Consider the following 15,355-nt stretch of genomic DNA (forward strand, 5'->3'; position numbering starts at 1 on the left):
TCTCGCGCGCCTGTAGATTGACTCGATCCGGCGGAGTCCTGAGCGCGTTTCGCTCTTCAGGATCCGGTCGGCATCTTGTAGCGTAGGTCAGCAACGTTCGAACATATGTGCGAACCGCAAGGGGGTAGTTGTGGCAACCGGAAGCGCAATCGAGTGGACCGAAGCGACCTGGAACCCCGTTACAGGCTGTGATCGTGTGGCCGCGGGGTGCGACAACTGCTACGCCTTGACTCTTTCCAAGCGACTAAAGGCCATGGGGGCAAGCAAGTATCAGGCGGATGGAAGTCCTGTCACGTCTGGACCGGGATTTGGAGTGACGCTCCATCATGACTCGCTGGGGCAGCCTTATCGATGGCGCGGCTCGCGAGTGATTTTTGTTAATTCAATGAGCGACCTGTTCCACGCCAAAGTTCCTATCAGCTTCATCAGGGATATTTTTGACGTGATTCGTGAGACGCCACAGCACACATATCAAGCGCTTACTAAGAGAGCTCTTCGTATGGAGAGAGTGGCCGATAAATTGGATTGGCCAGAGAATCTTTGGATGGGCGTTTCGGTGGAGTCGGCTGATGTGGTAAATCGGATCGATCATCTGCGTAACACTCCGGCTAAAACTCGATTCCTTTCCTGCGAGCCGCTGTTGACGCCTTTGCCGGACTTAGATCTTGACTTAATTGATTGGGTTATCGTTGGAGGAGAGTCGGGGCCGAAAGCCCGACCGATGTTGGCGAGCTGGGCGGAGGAGATCTTGCATCAATGCGGGACTGCCGGTGTGCCTTTCTTCTTCAAGCAGTGGGGCGGCCGAACACCGAAAGCAAATGGGCGTCAGCTCGCCGGCCGTCACTGGGATGAGATGCCGGTTCGCTAGACCTTAGGGACATCAATTGTTACTCCGGCAGTGAATTGGCGCTTGTTTGGCGGTCGGTTCACTTTGATGACTGACTCGTTCTCAAGCTCCCTAAGGACTGTTGTCAGATGCGGCTTGCGGTAAGGGGTGTCAAGGATCACCCACTGCTGCACATCAGGGTTGACCATGACGCCCTTCTGTCCCGCATATTTCTGAAGTAGCGCCTTCCGTAGAGGTGCGACGTCGGCCTCTGGCTGGAACAGGACGTCGAGGCCTGCGAGGCGGTCTGAGAACGAATAGTCTCCTCCAGGTGCCGTCTTCCACATGGCATCCTTCATCTTCTCGACCCCCCGTGCATCACGGGTGCCGTGCAGAAGGTAGTAGCCAACATTCCCAGTGTGGTTTCGCATAGCGAACCAGCGCACGTGCGGGAAGCCGGCCACATCCCGAAGTTGTTGCATGTAGACGTCTCGCAAATATTCGACTCGATCGCCGCCTGTGAAGTTGGCAAGTATTTCTTCGACATCCAAGCCAAATAGTTCGTTCATGTTCTCGGTCTGATCGGGGTGAGCGATGAACCGATTGACAAACCCGACCATGAAATTGATGAACACTTCACAACTTGGATGATTTAGCAGCCGGGCAACGAGTTGCATAGGCATGCCGGTCCAGCCGAAGGGATCTATGAAGGCAAAGGTCGGCGCTAGATGGCTACCCTGCTGGTCGAGGTAGTCACACATCTCCGTCGCGTGGTCCGCGAAAGAGCCCGTGCGAACTTCGTACTTAACGTTGTCCGGCCACTTCTTTCCATCTGACTCGTACTCGGCGCGATAGTCCGCGAGTGCTTTTGTCAGTGACGCTACATTGCTCGGGTCGTGTTCAATGAAAATGAAGATGAATTCGCGGTGCTGCATCTGCGGCCAATATGAATGCTTGAGTAAGCGGTCAAGCGCAATAATCGGCGAGCCCGGCTGGCCGTCGTTATATACTCCGCGGCCGGCGTAGCCATCCAGAATAAGAATGCGGCCATGAGTAGACGACAGGATTGGGAACCAGGCATCTAGGTATTTGCTAAAAATGTCGTGCTTGGCTTGGGTGTGGTCCGGGTATTCCCACTTCTTCGGGTCAGAATCAGCCATGCTTCTCTCCCCCACGGAGTGTGATCGAGACACCAGTCTGCCTCTAACGCCTTGTAATGGCGACAGTTCATCGAGTTGACGTGTCGGATGATGTGAGGTGCGGGCCCGGTTCAGGCCCGTGCCAGAGATGAGTGGCTCTCTGGCACAGAGCCTGAACCGACCGCATCGGAGAAGGGACCCCTAGAAGCCGTGGATTGCATCAGGCAGAAGCAATTGGGTCACTTGCTCAGCGGTCTAGCTCCTTCCAGTGCACCCCGCGGAGTGCCTCATCGATGGTTCTGGCCGGGTTGCTAGTCAGACTCACCTCGCCTGATGAGTCGTCTGCGGGGGCGTGAACCTCGACCGTGTACCTCTCGCCAGCTGCTGCGGTGCCCGCATCTAGAACCGCTACGTGTACCAGCCGGTCATGGCGTACAACCTGGAACGAGGTCACCTCATAGGCCTCAGATGCGGCAGACACTTTCAGCAGCGCGCTTAGAACTTCTTCTGTAGACATGCGTGCACGGTAGGAGTCCGGCACGCTTAGTGTCGCGTCGGGACGCGTTGTCGGAGGCCACCGATAGCCTCCGAGCTCGTTCTAACTAAGGAGGCCGACTTGGAGCTTCAGGATCTCATCCGGCGGATTGGCCGTGAGTACGATCAGGCGCATGGGATCCGCAGTCCTGTGCAGCAACTGCTGAAGCAGGCAGGTCCAAAGCTGCAGTACTGGGCGCCCCTCGGGTACGTCGGTGTTGGTAGCGGGGGCATGGGGTCGGCCGCCACGATTCCGTGGGTCGCGTTGTTCGATCCCGACGAGACGACCACCGCACAGCGTGGAATGTATGTGGTCTACCTCTTCTCCGCCGACGGGAGTCGAGTCTTCCTTGCTCTCATGCAGGGAGTCACGGAGATGATCGATCTGTTGGGGCGGCCGGCAGGGCGAGAGAAGCTACGTGCGCAGGCCGCGGCCATCCGCCAAAAGGTTCCGGAGGAGTCACGGTCCGGGCTCGGCGAAACCGTTGATCTGCGGTCAAGCGTCGCGTTAGCGGTGAATTACGCCGCGGGGATCATCTTCTCGGTCGAGTACCTGATTGATGATCTGCCTGGGGATGAGATCCTGGTGCGAGACCTCAGGGACATGATTCATCTCTACCAAGTGTGTGTAGAAATTCGGGAACAACTTCGAGCGGCTGGGGCTGAGGCTGTGGTGACAGCGCCGCCGGCGCGCCAATCGCCAACACCATCCCCGGAGTTCAAGCCCAAGGATGATAGTGACTACAAGCAGCAGATCGCTGCACGTGTCGTGGTGAAAACCCGAAAGCATGAGACGCTAGTGAAATCCTATGGACAGTTCTTGCAGAGTCGATCTTTTGCCGTCGCCACGAACGTGCATCCACGTGATATGACCGCAGGGCAAGAGTCTGTCCATTGGCTTATCGAAGCCAAGACTGTAGACCGCGGGAATGGTGTCAAAGCTGTCAGGGATGCTGTTGGGCAATTGCTCAGCTATCGATTCTTCCTATATGACACCGTCGAGCTTGCCAATCTGCTTGCTGTCTTCAATGAGCCTGTTGGCAATGGATGTGTCGCGCTTCTCGATCACCTAGAAATAGCGGCTGTCTGGAGTCGAGATGGTGAATGGGTCGGTTCCAAGGCCGCCTATGAGGCCGGCCTATGCACTCGGGTGGGAGGCTAAGTGGTCCTCGCTTCTGCTGAGGGTGGCCTGTGGCAGTGGCTCGGCGGTGCCGACAATGTGACCGCGACTGCTGTGGCGGTTGTGTTTTTCGGGGGGCTGATTCGAGCCCTGTGGAGGAGAACGGCCGGACATAGGCGGTTCATACTCTCGGGTGTCGAGCAGATGGCGGTCATGGTCAATGAGGAATACGTGAGGAATCTCTTCGGTTCACCTGCATACGGTGGAGTCGAACATGGTAGCGGGAACCTTACCTGGGTAACGCCCTATCTGCATATTGCGGCGAACTTTAAACATGGATCGGTTAATGGATTTGTGATCACCGTTGTTGATCCGACATTTCTGCTTCCGCTGGAAGGCATTTCTTTAGGAAAGCTGAATGGCCGCCTAGGGCGTCAGACGTTCGAATCCACTTCCCGCAATAGCCCCGACAGTCAATCGTTGAGTATCGGTGCTCGAAGATATGGTTATCGCGAGGTTCACTATTTCGGCAACCCGGGCGGCTACCTGCACTATCTGCTTGCGGTGAGTGATAGCTCTCCGGTTGGCCGCTTTGAGCCTCCGCCTGACGTAGTCGCTGGTGAATGGCTTGGAGGCGACGAGTCGGACGATGACAGTAGGGCTGTAAACTATATGCGCAAATACAGTCGTCCGAATACTGTAGGAATTTACATTGACTACGCGGATGAAATACCCTCAGCGGGCCTCGATGGGGACACCTTCAGGCTATTGCCGACGGATACATCGAGATGGCGACGCCTTGAGCGGGCAGTAGCTCGCGTTTTCCGTCCCTTCTAGGACAGCTTCGGGAGTCTTGGGTGGGAGTCCGCTGACTGTGACGGAAACTCATCGCCTCCTCGGGTGTGATCGATCAGCCTTGCTTCGTGGTTCTTAGCCAGACGGAGTTCGGCTGGTCTTTCGAAGAGTGCGCCGGACATGCGTACGGGGTGGGTGCGTGTGGTGAGGTGCTGAAAGCCGCGGTCTAGGTAGTACTTGTGTAGGCCGGTGTTGTCGCGCCAGCAGTCGAGACGTAGCCAGAGGTTGCCGGCTAGTTCGGTGCGGTAGCAGGACCAGTCCAAGAGAACGTCGCCCAGGCCGGAGCCGCGGTGGTCTGAGCGGATGATGAATTTGTAGAGGTAGAGGGCGGGGGCCTTCAGTTCCTCGGGTGTCCAGAAGTCTGGGTCGCCTTTGTCGAGGGACAGGCTGCCGATGATCTCGCCGTCGTCGGTTGAGACTACGAATGTGCTGCCGGTGCCGATCCATCCTTGGATGACGCGGGCGCCGTATGCGCTCCTGGTCCATTGCTCGATGCCCGCTGCCTTGAGCCACTCTTCAGCATGGCGACGGAGGGCTAGAACAGCCTCGACGTCATCCTCAATGGCCGCGCGTACGTGGTACGTGGTCACTGGGGATCTCCGTTGGTCGGGAGGCGCCGTTCCGGGACTGGCAGGTCGTAGGTGATGACCTGACGGTCACCGGCCCATACGTGGATCAGGACGCGGACGCGGCGGCCGGTCTCATCGATGCCGATTCGGGCGTGCTGGCCTACTGCCGTGCCCGGTGAAAGGGACATCAGCTCCGCCTCTTCGGCGGTTGGCATGCGTACTTCGATGTTGTCGATGAAGCGGACCTGGCGGAAGCCGAGTGCGTGATAGATGCCGCCCGGCAGCGTGGTGTCTTCGGGGCTCATCAGGGGCGCTCTGCCGTCGATGAGCTTGTAAGCGATGTCGGGAGGCGTCCAGGTGTCCGCGATCATCGCGACCCGCTCGGGAATGCCTTCCTCGGGTCGGCTGACTAGCCGTAGGCGCCGGCGCCTGACGGCCGGTGTGCCGGGCTTCTCTAGGTTGAGGAACTCAGCAACCTGAGGCGGCGCGGGCAGCTCGCTGACGCTGACTACGACTTGCCGGCCGGTCCAGTTCGCCGCCTCGACTCCGGTGAGCCACTGGTCTTTGCCGTTGGTCGGATCGTCGGTGTAGGCGCCGAGCTCGAACTTGGACATGTCGAAGTTGAGGCGCATTCGTTGGCTGACCACGCGCCCACGGCTCCCGCCGAGGTCCTCGACGAGCCCCTCATGTTCCAGGCGGCTGACGGCCGCGCGAACGGTGTTGCGAGAGACGCCGCTCTGCTCCATCAGCTCGCGTTCTGATGGGAGCCGGTCTCCCGGCTTCAGCTCGTCCTGATCGATGCGGCTCCGTAGGTCCTCATAGAGGCTCTCCCATCGCGTCGCGCTGTTCACCGCTGTCTCCTGTCTGTCGCCCCATTGGACGGTACCAAGCAAGTTTGGTCGGCACCAAGGGCTTGCGTCGTGTCACTTTATGTGGTTTGGTTCCATCCATAAGCGCTTGGTACCAACCAAGCGAACATGGATCGAACCAAGTGACAGCGAGGAAGTGACTCCAAATGCAGACAGTTCCGTTCGTGATCGTGATGGCCATCGTGGTGTTCCTGGGCGTGAAGTGGGGCGGCTGGAACCTCGGCATCGTCCTGTTCTCGGTGGTATTCGGCCTGTTCCTGGCGTCGACGCCGGTTGGGGCCGAGGCCACCGGCCAGATCACCGCCTGGGGGAACGACCTGTTCCCGAAGCTTGCGGCGTGGTCGGCATGACCGCACTGACCGCCTGGCGACTCGACCGGTTCTGCCGTGTCTGGCAAGACGCCGGCGGTGCCTGGAAATGGCGCTGCCGCCTCTGCGACCCGGACCCCGCGCCGTTCTCGGGGCGGACATGGTCCCAGCCGCTGGCCTCCGCTGACGCCGACGAGCACATGCGCACCTGGCACACCAATGACCCCATTCACAGCACTGACCTTCGGAGGGCCGCGTAATGCCTGAATCACTGCCGAACCTGGACGGCTTCCTGTGGGATGACGTCCTGGACTCCCTCTACTCGCAAGCAAACGAGTTCTGGGAGATGGACAAGCCCGAGGTTGCTGACGCGTTGGCCGAATTGGCCGACTCGCTCGCCGCTCACCCGCCGGTTGCTCGACTCCGAGCGGAGGCGTAATGGATACCACCGCGGGCGTCACCTTCGCCGCCGTCTTCGCTGCTCTATGGGTTGCACACAACCTCGGTGATCAGTGGATTCAGACTCACCATCAGGCGATGCACAAGGGCAAGCGGAGTCGCGTTGGCTCGCTCGCTTGCCTTCGCCACGTCGTCAGCTACACCGTCACCACGGTCGCATTCACCGCGCTCGTCTGGGTGCTACCGCTTGGCCTGGAAATCAGTGCCGGCGGGTTCGTAGCGGGCCAGATCGTCAGCGCAGTAACGCACTACTGGGCTGACCGCAGATTCACCCTCGCATCGCTGATCCGGATCGCCGGGAAGCGCGAGTACGCCGCGTTAGGTGTCCCGCGTGAGCGACACAACGACAACCCGTGCGTCGGTACCGGCGCCTTCCATCTTGACCAGTCATTCCACGTTCTGTGCCTGTTCGTCGCCGCGCTGCTGACAGCGCTCATCTAGATCCGAGAAAGGGGAGTGAGTTCGATGTCTGACACCTTGCAGACCGACACGACGGTCACGGGGCCGAGCGTGTGGGAACGGCGGACGTTGCTAGCAGCAACCGTCGCTGTGGTGACGGGAGTGGCGGGTATCGCTGCCGCGATCTCGTACGGACACATGCATGACTGGGCTTCAGCGAATGGTGAGCCGTCGTGGCGGGCGTTGCTGTTCCCTCTCTCGGTCGACGGTTTGCTCATCGCGGCGTCAGCGGTACTGCTGGCCGACTCTCGGTCGGGGCGAAAGGCCGACTGGTTGGCTTGGGCGCTCGTGGTGGTCGGGTCGCTGGTCTCGGTGACCGCGAACGTTGCCCACGACTGGGTCGCCCGAGCTGCCGAAATCGCGATCGCCGGATGGCCGCCGCTTGCTCTGGTCGGTTCATATGAACTGCTGATGCGGCTGCTCCGCCGCCTGCGTCTTCCCGTCGCTGTGGACACCGAAGCGGTGGTGGTTGAGACCCTGCCGGACTCGGCCGGCGCGGAGCCGACCGAACCTCACCCCGTGAGGCCCGCACCGCGAAAGAAGGCGCCGGCCAAAGCGCGAGCGACGGCAGGGAAGTCCCGTCCGAGCCGAGAGCCGGAGGCACGGGAGTGGTGGGAGCGGGAGCGTGCAGAAGGTCGGGAGCCGTCCGGTGCGGCGGTCGCCCGGTCGGTAGGCGTCGACGGAAGTCTCGGGCGCCGGTGGCTGCGGGAGTGGCAGGCCGCTGCCGACCCGGCAGAGGCGACGGTCGAGAGCAACAGCGAAGTGTCCGTGATCGGTGAGGCGACCGGGAGGGCTGCCTGATGGCTAGCTGGATGAACAAGGGGCGGGACCGCAACAAGATCCCGGTAGACCTGGCTGATGCACTCTCCGGGACCGCGAGCGAGACTGAAGATCAAGACGGGGGAGAGGTGTTGCTGTTCCGGTCCCGGGACAACGACGCGCAGTCAGCCGGGACTGAGACCGGGACCGGACCGAAGGTGTTCCAGGTCCCGTTGACCGGGACTGAGAGTGAAGCGGTTGACGGCGAACTCGTGGACGACGACAGCCCGGTTGTCCCGGTGAACATGCCGGGCGAGATGGCCGACTACGTCGCGCCTTGGCAGCGTGAGGCGCAGCGACGCGCGGTGGTCCCGGTGTGGCTCCGCAACAAGGATGAGGCGAAGACCGCCGCCCGGTGGGCCGCGTCGTACACCGGTCATCACGCCGCGTTCCACGCGATGCGCCTCCCCCTGTACGGCGGCACCCTGTTGGCTCACTCGCCGCGCGGTGCTGGCCGTGTGATCGCCGCAACCGCACGTTGGTTGACCGATGCCGAGGCGGCGCCTTTGCGTCAGCAGGCCGTGAGGGTCGCTGACGCAACGGAGTACATGCGACTTGCCCGGCTTCGCTCGGAGAGGCAGCGGACTCGGCTTGCGTTGTTCGCGACCGGGACACTCGCCGCGGCCGGGGCAGGACTGGCGTTGATGATGGCGGGACCGAGCTGGCTGCCGGGACTGACCGTGGCGGGAGTACTGGCGTTGCTGGGCAAGATCGGGGCGCCTGCTGATCGGCCGCTGACGGGACGTGCGGTGGTCACGCACAAGGTCCCGAAGCTGACCGATGACATGGTCGTCAGGGCGCTGTCCGCCTTGGGCATTGCAGAGATCAACAAGGCGGTCGGCAAGGGTGGGAATGGGATCTCGTTCCCGGCCCCGATCACCCGCGATGGTCCCGGCTTCCGCGCGGACGTCGATCTGCCGTACGGCGTGACCGCAGTCGACATCATCGAGCGGCGGGACCGAGTGGCATCGGGACTCAGGCGCCCGCTCGGGTGCGTGTGGCCGGAACCTGCGCACGATCAGCACGCGGGGCGGCTGGTCTTGTGGGTCGGTGACCGGGACATGTCGCAGGCGAAGCCTGCCGCCTGGCCGCTGGCGAAGAAGGGAAAGGCGGACCTGTTCAAGCCGATTCCGTTCGGGACGGATCAGCGCGGCCGTCCCGTCGACGTGACGCTGATGTACGACAACGTTCTCATCGGTGCGATGCCGGGCGCTGGCAAGACGTTCGCGCTCCGCGGTCCGCTGCTGGCTGCTGCACTCGATCCGCTGGCGCGCCTGTGGCTGTACGAGCTGAAGGGCACGGGCGACCTTGGGCCGCTCGAACCGGTCTGCGAGCGGTACTCGTCCGGCGCGGACGATGAGTCCGCCGAAGCGGCGTTGCTTGGTCTTCGCGCTCTGCGGGATGAGATCCGTAAGCGGGCGGACATCATCAAGCGACTCCCGCGGGACCTATGCCCGGAGAACAAGGTCACGGCCGAGCTCGCTGCTCGGTACAAGGGCCTGCGGTCGATCGTGATGGCGATCGATGAGTGTCAGAACCTGTTCAGCCACCCGGAGTTCGGCGCCGAGGCGGCCGAGCTGGCTACGGCGATCATCAAACTCGGTCGGGCTCTGGGAATCATTCTCATGCTGGCCACTCAGCGCCCGGACGCTAAGTCGCTGCCGACCGGCGTCAGCTCGAACGTGGGGATCAGGTTCTGTCTGCGGGTGATGGGCCAGACCGAGAACGACATGGTGTTGGGCACATCGATGTACCGCAACGGCGTACGGGCGACGACGTTCACGAAGAAGGACAGAGGTATCGGCTACTTGGCCGGCGTCTCCGATGATCCTCAGGTCGTTCGTACCTACTACGTCGACGGGCCTGCCGCCGAGGAGATCGTCAAGCGCGCTCGTGCTGCTCGTGAGGCGGCAGGAACCCTTGCAGGGCACGCGATCGGCGAACAGGTTGCCGAGGAGGCGACCCGCTCCGCGTCGGTACTGGCCGACGTCGCCGCGGTACTGGTCGCCGGTGAGGACAAGATCTGGTCCGAAGCCATCGTGAACCGGCTCGCCGGGCTCCGGCCGGATCAGTACAAGGGCTGGGAGCCTGCCCAGCTCGCCGCCGCCCTGGCGCCGTACGGCGTGAAGACGGTTCAGGTGTGGGGCAAGGACGAAGAGTCCGGCGCCGGCGCCAACCGTCGCGGCATCACCCGCAACGACCTTGAGCGCGCCATCGCGAAGCACCAACCCCGGCCCGTCGACGCGCCTCGCGCGACACCGTCGGCTAGCCCGGACGAGTCGGCCGGCATCCGGCCGGAGGACGACGACTCCTAGCGCCTAGGGCCGCTAGACCTAGCACCCTCGCTAGCGGCAAAAACACCCTCTGACCTGCGAACAAGCGTTCTAGCGCCCGCCAGAACGCCAGACCCCGCCCTGCCTCAAGGAGCCATCTATGACCCCCCTCATCGCCGCTAGCGCTAGCAGCACATTCGGGCTGGTTGTCGTCGCCGGATTGCTGGTCGCCGGCTACTTCCTCGCCTGTGCGGCATACCCCTTCGGCAAGTGCCGCAAGTGCGAAGGACTCGGACGCCATCACTCGCCCGGTCGTGCCCACTGGCGCAACTGCAAGCGCTGCGGAGGATCTGGCGCCCGCGTCCGAATCGGTCGCCGCGTCTACATGCGCCTTCGTGGCCGCGAGCGGGCCGGCCGGTGACTCCGGCTGCCGTTCGAACCCGACATGCCCATACCCCAATGCCCGCGAAGGAGACCGACGTGAACGCCCTACTTGCAGCCGCCCACAGAGCTGCCGAGCGCGGCTGGCATGTGTTCCCACTCATCCCTGACGACAAGCGTCCGGCTGTGGAGGACTGGGAGAACCGCGCCACCGTCGACCCTGCCCGGATCGACCAGTGTTGGTCGGCCGGACCGTACGGCGTCGGTATCGCCTGCGGACCGTCTCGGCTGGTGGTGGTCGACCTGGATCAGCCCAAGCCCCGTCAAACCCCGCCTGACACGTGGCAGCGGCCGGGGATCACCTGCGGTGCCGACGTACTTGCCGTCCGCGCCGAAGCGGCCGGGCAGACATATCCCTGGAACACCCACACGGTCGTCACGGGGCGGGGTGGCGAGCACCTGTACTTCGATGCGCCGGCAGGAACCGAACTGCGCAACACACAAGCCCGACTGGGCTGGCTGATCGACACTCGTGCGGCCGGCGGGTACGTCGTCGGTGCCGGTTCTCTGGCGGCTGGGCGTCGTTACCGAACTGCACACGACATCAGCCCTTCCCCGCTCCCGCAGTGGCTCACAGACGCACTCAAGCCCGCATCGATGACCCAGGCCGCACCGATCCAGCTCGAGGCCGCGCGGCGATCGACCTACCTGACGGCCGCACTGCGGGCCGAATGCGATCACGTCATCAACGCGCCTTCCGGGCAACACAACCTCGCGTTGTTCATCGCCGCTCAGAATCTCGGCCGCCTGGTCGCCGGCGGGGCTCTGGCCGAAGCCGATGTGTACGCCGCACTACTCGCCGCGGAACACCAGCTCGCCGCCACTTGCACAGCGAGTCCGCCTCACACAGAGAGGCAAGCCCACAAGACCATCGCGTCCGGCCTGCGGGCCGGAGCCAAGCGACCGAGGACGGTAGCCGCCTGATGCTCACGACACGACGCGAAACCGCACAGGTCCACGCGGCAGAGCTGTACGGAAGGAGTAACGACGTATGAGTACCGCCGAGGTTCCGAACCTTCAACTACTCACTACGGGCGCCGACGATGGTCCTCAGGATCAGGCTGGCCGATTGTGGGATGTTCCAGTTCCGTTGAATGGGCCAGTCATCGCGCCGCCGCCGTTTCCGGTCGACGTGTTCCCCGGTTGGCTGGCCGAGATGGTGACGGGGGTTGCCCAGTTCACCCAGACCGATCCTGCGATGGCTGGCACTCTGGCCGTCGCCGTGCTGTCGGCATGTGCCGGTGGCCGCCTCGAGGTAGAGCCCGTGGCGGGGTGGCGCGAACCGGTCAACGTGTTCGCTGCCGTCATCGCTGGACCTGGCGAACGCAAGAGCCCGGTACATCGAGCGATGACGCGCCCGCTGTTCGATGCTCAGTCCACGCTGGGGGAGGCGATGCGTCCGCGGATCGCCGAAGCGGCCGCTTTGAAAGACATCGCCGAACGTCAAGCCGAGCAAGCGAAATCGGCAGCCGCCAAGGCTTCCGATCCGGATCAGCGTGTAGATGCGTCCGATGCTGCTGTCGCCGCCGCACTGGCAGCCGAGGCGGTGACGGTGCCGAATCTTCCCAAGCTGATAGTGGATGACGCGACCCCGGAAGCGCTCATCGGGTTGATGGCCGCCAACGGCGGGCGAATGGCGATCATCAGTGACGAAGGCGGCATCTTCGACACCTTGGCCGGCCGCTACTCCGGTGCCCCGAATCTTGACCCGTACCTCAAAGGCCATGCCGGTCAACCCATGTCGAACGAGCGCCAGACCAGAGAAGGTGCGTCGATCGACAAACCAGCTCTGACGGTGTGCGTCATGGCTCAGCCGTCGGTACTGCGGAAGTTCGGAGGCAATGCCGAGCTGGCCGGCCGTGGTCTGCCGGCCCGTTTCCTGTTCGCGCTTCCGCGGTCCCTGGCCGGATACCGCGGTGTTGAGATGGCTCCGATTCCTGAGGCAGTGGCTTCCGCCTACGCGGCCAACATTCACGACCTGGCCGTGACGCTCGCCGAGTGGGCAGACCCTGCCGTCGTCGTCTTCACCCCCGAAGCCACCCGGATTCGGTTGGAGGCCGCCACCGCGGTTGAGGCTCAGCTACGACCGAGCGGAGATCTCTACGAATTCAAGGAGTGGGGCAACAAGCTGACGGGGGCAACCCTGCGCCTGGCTGGGCTGTTGCACGTCGCTCACCATCCCTTCGAAGCATGGCGCCGGCCGATCGCCGCCGATCAGATGGCTAGCGCTGTGAGGCTCGCGGAGTTCTTCGTGGCGCACTACCGCGTAGCGCTGACCGCCATCTCTAGTGATAGCGCCATCGAAACTGCCCGCTACGTGCTGGACGTGCTCACCACCAAGAACATGACCGTCTTTACCAAGCGCGAGCTGCATAGGCGTGTCTCTCGGCAGCTTCCCAAGGCTGAACAGGTCGGCGCCGTTCTGGACGAGCTGACCGCGCTCGGATGGGTACGCCGAACGCCGGACGCTCGCTACGAGATCCACCCCCGCGCGGCCGAAGCCTCCGGAAGCGTTGACGCGTTGACAGCCGACGTCGCGAGCGACGTTTCTGCAGGTCGTAGCCCCATCCAAAGTGTCAACAGGGCCCGTTGACGCATGCTGACAGGCGTTGACGCCCGCGCTGCTGTCAACGGCTGTCGACGCCTGTCAACGGACCGCGTTGACGGCGCCGAGCCTGCCCTGACCTGCGAGAACTCCGCCGCACGCGCCGCATTGTCAACGTGTCAACGCGTTCCGGGCCCTAAGCCACGAAGAGCACCTCAACGTCTGCGCTGATCAATCGAGAAAGGCCACACGATGTCGACGAACACCGAGCCCCGCTGGAGCGTGGCTGACGTTGCTCGATACCTCGGTATCCCAGTGAAGACGCTCTACAACTGGCGGACTGCCGGCTACGGCCCGCAAGGCGTCCGCCTGGGCAAGCACATCAAGTACGACCCGCAAGACGTCGCCGCCTGGTTCGACGCTCAGAAGATCGCTTCCTGACGGTAGAGGGGACTTGCAGAAATGGCGAGAAAGCCGCTCGAGCTGGGCACGTGGGGCAAGATCCGCACCTACGTCACTCATACCAACGAGAAGGGCAAGGCCGACGGCTACAGGGCAGCAACCTACTTCCGGGACTTCGACGGCCGGACCCGTCAGGTAGAGGCCAACGGCAGAAGTGCGACCGCGGCTGAGAGCAACCTGAAAACCAAGCTGCTCGAACGAACCAGTGCCGGTCGTGGTAGCAAGCTCAAAGGGTCGGACAAGTTCGCTCTCGCAGCGGACCTCTGGCTCAAGAAGTTCCGGCAGATGGTGAAGGAGGGGCGGCGCTCGGCCGGGAGCCTCGACACATACAGGTGTCACCTGGACCGGACTGTGCTTCCCGCTCTTGGGGAGCTCCGCCTAGGAGAAATGACGACGCCCCTTGTGGACAAGGTGGTGGGCGCGATCCGGGATGAGGTCGGGCAGGCCACCGCTCGGAGTTGCCGGAGCATCATCTCCGGTGTCCTCGGGCTAGCAGTTCGCTACGGCGCACTGGGTTCCAACCCTGTCCGGGATGTCGAGCGAATCGAAGGCCTACCGAAGAAGAAGCCGCGGTCGCTGACCGAGGCGGAACGGGAAGCCTGGTTCAGGCACATCCAAGAAGACGAAGACGCCGTACGTGCTGACCTGCCAGACCTGACGATGTTTCTACTCGCCACCGGCGTCCGGATAGGGGAGTCCCTGGGCTTGCTGTGGTCGCAGGTCGATTTGCACAGCGGCGAAGTCGAGATCACGCACCAGATCATCCGTGCAACTGGTCAAGGGTTGATTCGTACTGGGACGAAGTCCAGTGCAGGTGAGCGGGTGCTGATGGCGCCCTCCTGGTGCGTCTCAATGCTGCGCAACAGAGCGGTGCCGGGGATACGGATGGACGGACCTGTGTTCGCCGATTCGGCCGGCGGATTCCGTGACCCGTCCAACGTCAGTCGCGATTTCCGGATGGCGCGCTCGCCTGTCGGTGGTCTGGTGCGCCAGAATCTCGCCACTCATCTCCGAGACGCGCGGCAGAAAGCGGGGCTTACTCAGAAGGAGACTTCGCGACGGCTGGGCTGGGCGGATTCTCGGATCTCGCTGATCGAGCGAGCCAGGTTGAAGGTCAGCCGGGAGGATGCCGTAGCCCTGCTGGATCTCTACCGCCAACGAGGGGCGGAGCGTGCGGCAGCCTTGGCCATGGTCGACGTAGCTGCCGAGCCGAGCGAGGCAGACGCGTTCTCGTGGCTGACGTCGCACGTGTTCCGCAAGACCACGGCAACAATGTTGGACGACGCCGGCCAAAGCGCCCGCCAAATCGCGGATCAGCTCGGCCATGCGCGGCCGTCGATGACCCAGGACGTCTACATGGGTCGGAAGGCAAAGAACCCTGGCGCCGCGAGTGCACTGGAGGCCGCCTTCAAAGCGCCCGAGTAGAGGTCAGTAAACCGGCGGTCGTAGCTTAGAACGCGCGGTAACGAAGTTGGCTCCCATGGCCGGCAGAAGCTCGTTGGGAGCTGGGCTGACGGAAGAGATCCAGCTCTCCGACCGTCTTGCCCGATTGACCTCTTATGGATCGAGGGCGCGCCTTCGGCGCGCCAGGCCGGGTCCCCGAGCCGAACCGAACCTCGGCAGCTATCGGGACGATGCGGCAGGTCTGCCCGTGCGCTTGGCACGTAACCGTCAATA

At 63.0% G+C, this 15,355-nt stretch carries 17 protein-coding genes; 13 read left to right on the plus strand and 4 right to left on the minus strand.

All coding sequences use genetic code 11. The annotated features are described in order from the left end of the window. Nucleotides 1-130: 130 nt before the first annotated feature. The gene (locus ACQPYM_RS04220; protein WP_433015065.1) at nucleotides 131-868 is read left to right on the plus strand and encodes a DUF5131 family protein; all 738 of its coding nucleotides are present in this window, start codon (nucleotides 131-133) and stop codon (nucleotides 866-868) included. Here ACQPYM_RS04220 and ACQPYM_RS04225 read toward each other — a convergent pair. Continuing rightward, nucleotides 865-1,986: a three-Cys-motif partner protein TcmP gene (locus tag ACQPYM_RS04225; RefSeq protein ID WP_433015068.1), complete on the minus strand. Its 1,122-nt coding sequence runs from the start codon at nucleotides 1,984-1,986 to the stop codon at nucleotides 865-867. The genes ACQPYM_RS04220 and ACQPYM_RS04225 overlap by 4 nt on opposite strands. Nucleotides 1,987-2,212: 226 nt before the next feature. After that, complete coding sequence (locus ACQPYM_RS04230; protein WP_433015071.1) at nucleotides 2,213-2,482, minus strand: hypothetical protein; 270 nt, start codon at nucleotides 2,480-2,482, stop codon at nucleotides 2,213-2,215. A gap of 99 nt (nucleotides 2,483-2,581) precedes the next feature. Here ACQPYM_RS04230 and ACQPYM_RS04235 point away from each other — a divergent pair, with 99 nt between their 5' ends. Then, a complete protein-coding gene (locus ACQPYM_RS04235; protein WP_433015074.1) occupies nucleotides 2,582-3,661 on the plus strand; it encodes an MrcB family domain-containing protein in 1,080 nt (359 codons plus the stop codon). A gap of 162 nt (nucleotides 3,662-3,823) precedes the next feature. Next, nucleotides 3,824-4,456, plus strand: coding sequence for an ETEC_3214 domain-containing protein (locus ACQPYM_RS04240; RefSeq protein ID WP_433015077.1), 633 nt, complete (start codon nucleotides 3,824-3,826; stop codon nucleotides 4,454-4,456). On the opposite strand, the gene ACQPYM_RS04245 is transcribed toward ACQPYM_RS04240, so the two are convergent. Together ACQPYM_RS04245 and ACQPYM_RS04250 are read right to left on the minus strand one after the other, a co-directional pair. Next, nucleotides 4,453-5,064: an N-acetyltransferase family protein gene (locus ACQPYM_RS04245; protein WP_433015080.1), complete on the minus strand. Its 612-nt coding sequence runs from the start codon at nucleotides 5,062-5,064 to the stop codon at nucleotides 4,453-4,455. The genes ACQPYM_RS04240 and ACQPYM_RS04245 overlap by 4 nt on opposite strands. After that, nucleotides 5,061-5,894 carry a GntR family transcriptional regulator gene (locus ACQPYM_RS04250; RefSeq protein ID WP_433015083.1) on the minus strand — a complete coding sequence of 278 codons (834 nt, stop codon included), beginning with the start codon at nucleotides 5,892-5,894 and terminating at the stop codon, nucleotides 5,061-5,063. Before ACQPYM_RS04250 ends, ACQPYM_RS04245 begins: the two co-directional genes overlap by 4 nt. Before the next feature lie 164 nt (nucleotides 5,895-6,058). Between ACQPYM_RS04250 and ACQPYM_RS04255 the strand changes: the two genes are divergently transcribed. The 10 genes from ACQPYM_RS04255 (at nucleotide 6,059) to ACQPYM_RS04300 (ending at nucleotide 15,103) form a co-directional block, all read left to right on the plus strand. After that, the gene (locus ACQPYM_RS04255) at nucleotides 6,059-6,262 is read left to right on the plus strand and encodes a hypothetical protein (RefSeq protein WP_433015086.1); all 204 of its coding nucleotides are present in this window, start codon (nucleotides 6,059-6,061) and stop codon (nucleotides 6,260-6,262) included. Nucleotides 6,263-6,479: 217 nt separating this feature from the next. After that, on the plus strand, nucleotides 6,480-6,659 hold the full coding sequence (locus ACQPYM_RS04260; protein ID WP_433015089.1) for a hypothetical protein: 180 nt from the start codon (nucleotides 6,480-6,482) through the stop codon (nucleotides 6,657-6,659). Beyond that, nucleotides 6,659-7,120 (plus strand): DUF3307 domain-containing protein, encoded by a 462-nt coding sequence (locus ACQPYM_RS04265; RefSeq protein WP_433015092.1) that lies wholly within the window; start codon nucleotides 6,659-6,661, stop codon nucleotides 7,118-7,120. The genes ACQPYM_RS04260 and ACQPYM_RS04265 overlap by 1 nt, the downstream gene beginning before the upstream one ends. Before the next feature lie 24 nt (nucleotides 7,121-7,144). Beyond that, nucleotides 7,145-7,939, plus strand: coding sequence for a DUF2637 domain-containing protein (locus ACQPYM_RS04270; RefSeq protein WP_433015095.1), 795 nt, complete (start codon nucleotides 7,145-7,147; stop codon nucleotides 7,937-7,939). Beyond that, nucleotides 7,939-10,272, plus strand: coding sequence for a cell division protein FtsK (locus ACQPYM_RS04275; protein ID WP_433015098.1), 2,334 nt, complete (start codon nucleotides 7,939-7,941; stop codon nucleotides 10,270-10,272). Before ACQPYM_RS04270 ends, ACQPYM_RS04275 begins: the two co-directional genes overlap by 1 nt. A 118-nt stretch (nucleotides 10,273-10,390) precedes the next feature. Then, a complete protein-coding gene (locus ACQPYM_RS04280) occupies nucleotides 10,391-10,651 on the plus strand; it encodes a hypothetical protein (protein WP_433015101.1) in 261 nt (86 codons plus the stop codon). 59 nt (nucleotides 10,652-10,710) lie between these two features. Then, entirely contained in the window at nucleotides 10,711-11,595 is an 885-nt protein-coding gene (locus tag ACQPYM_RS04285) for a bifunctional DNA primase/polymerase (protein WP_433015104.1), read from the plus strand. Nucleotides 11,596-11,662: 67 nt separating this feature from the next. After that, on the plus strand, nucleotides 11,663-13,264 hold the full coding sequence (locus tag ACQPYM_RS04290) for a DUF3987 domain-containing protein (RefSeq protein ID WP_433015107.1): 1,602 nt from the start codon (nucleotides 11,663-11,665) through the stop codon (nucleotides 13,262-13,264). 204 nt (nucleotides 13,265-13,468) lie between these two features. After that, a complete protein-coding gene (locus ACQPYM_RS04295; RefSeq protein ID WP_202806526.1) occupies nucleotides 13,469-13,657 on the plus strand; it encodes a helix-turn-helix domain-containing protein in 189 nt (62 codons plus the stop codon). A 21-nt stretch (nucleotides 13,658-13,678) separates the two neighbouring features. Further along, nucleotides 13,679-15,103: a helix-turn-helix domain-containing protein gene (locus ACQPYM_RS04300; protein ID WP_433015111.1), complete on the plus strand. Its 1,425-nt coding sequence runs from the start codon at nucleotides 13,679-13,681 to the stop codon at nucleotides 15,101-15,103. Nucleotides 15,104-15,355 lie beyond the last annotated feature (252 nt).

It is taken from the genome of Kribbella sp. CA-294648, assembly GCF_050943845.1.
Classification (GTDB): domain Bacteria; phylum Actinomycetota; class Actinomycetes; order Propionibacteriales; family Kribbellaceae; genus Kribbella.

Excerpts from the sequence above, each read along its gene's own strand:
- ACQPYM_RS04225 (WP_433015068.1), bottom strand. The coding sequence starts at position 1,986 with ATGGCTGATTCTGACCCGAAGAAGTGGGAATACCCGGACCACACCCAA.
- ACQPYM_RS04230 (WP_433015071.1), bottom strand. The coding sequence starts at position 2,482 with ATGTCTACAGAAGAAGTTCTAAGCGCGCTGCTGAAAGTGTCTGCCGCA.
- ACQPYM_RS04240 (WP_433015077.1), top strand. The coding sequence starts at position 3,824 with ATGGCGGTCATGGTCAATGAGGAATACGTGAGGAATCTCTTCGGTTCA.
- ACQPYM_RS04255 (WP_433015086.1), top strand. The coding sequence starts at position 6,059 with ATGCAGACAGTTCCGTTCGTGATCGTGATGGCCATCGTGGTGTTCCTG.
- ACQPYM_RS04260 (WP_433015089.1), top strand. The coding sequence starts at position 6,480 with ATGCCTGAATCACTGCCGAACCTGGACGGCTTCCTGTGGGATGACGTC.
- ACQPYM_RS04265 (WP_433015092.1), top strand. The coding sequence starts at position 6,659 with ATGGATACCACCGCGGGCGTCACCTTCGCCGCCGTCTTCGCTGCTCTA.
- ACQPYM_RS04270 (WP_433015095.1), top strand. The coding sequence starts at position 7,145 with ATGTCTGACACCTTGCAGACCGACACGACGGTCACGGGGCCGAGCGTG.
- ACQPYM_RS04275 (WP_433015098.1), top strand. The coding sequence starts at position 7,939 with ATGGCTAGCTGGATGAACAAGGGGCGGGACCGCAACAAGATCCCGGTA.
- ACQPYM_RS04280 (WP_433015101.1), top strand. The coding sequence starts at position 10,391 with ATGACCCCCCTCATCGCCGCTAGCGCTAGCAGCACATTCGGGCTGGTT.
- ACQPYM_RS04290 (WP_433015107.1), top strand. The coding sequence starts at position 11,663 with ATGAGTACCGCCGAGGTTCCGAACCTTCAACTACTCACTACGGGCGCC.
- ACQPYM_RS04295 (WP_202806526.1), top strand. The coding sequence starts at position 13,469 with ATGTCGACGAACACCGAGCCCCGCTGGAGCGTGGCTGACGTTGCTCGA.
- ACQPYM_RS04300 (WP_433015111.1), top strand. The coding sequence starts at position 13,679 with ATGGCGAGAAAGCCGCTCGAGCTGGGCACGTGGGGCAAGATCCGCACC.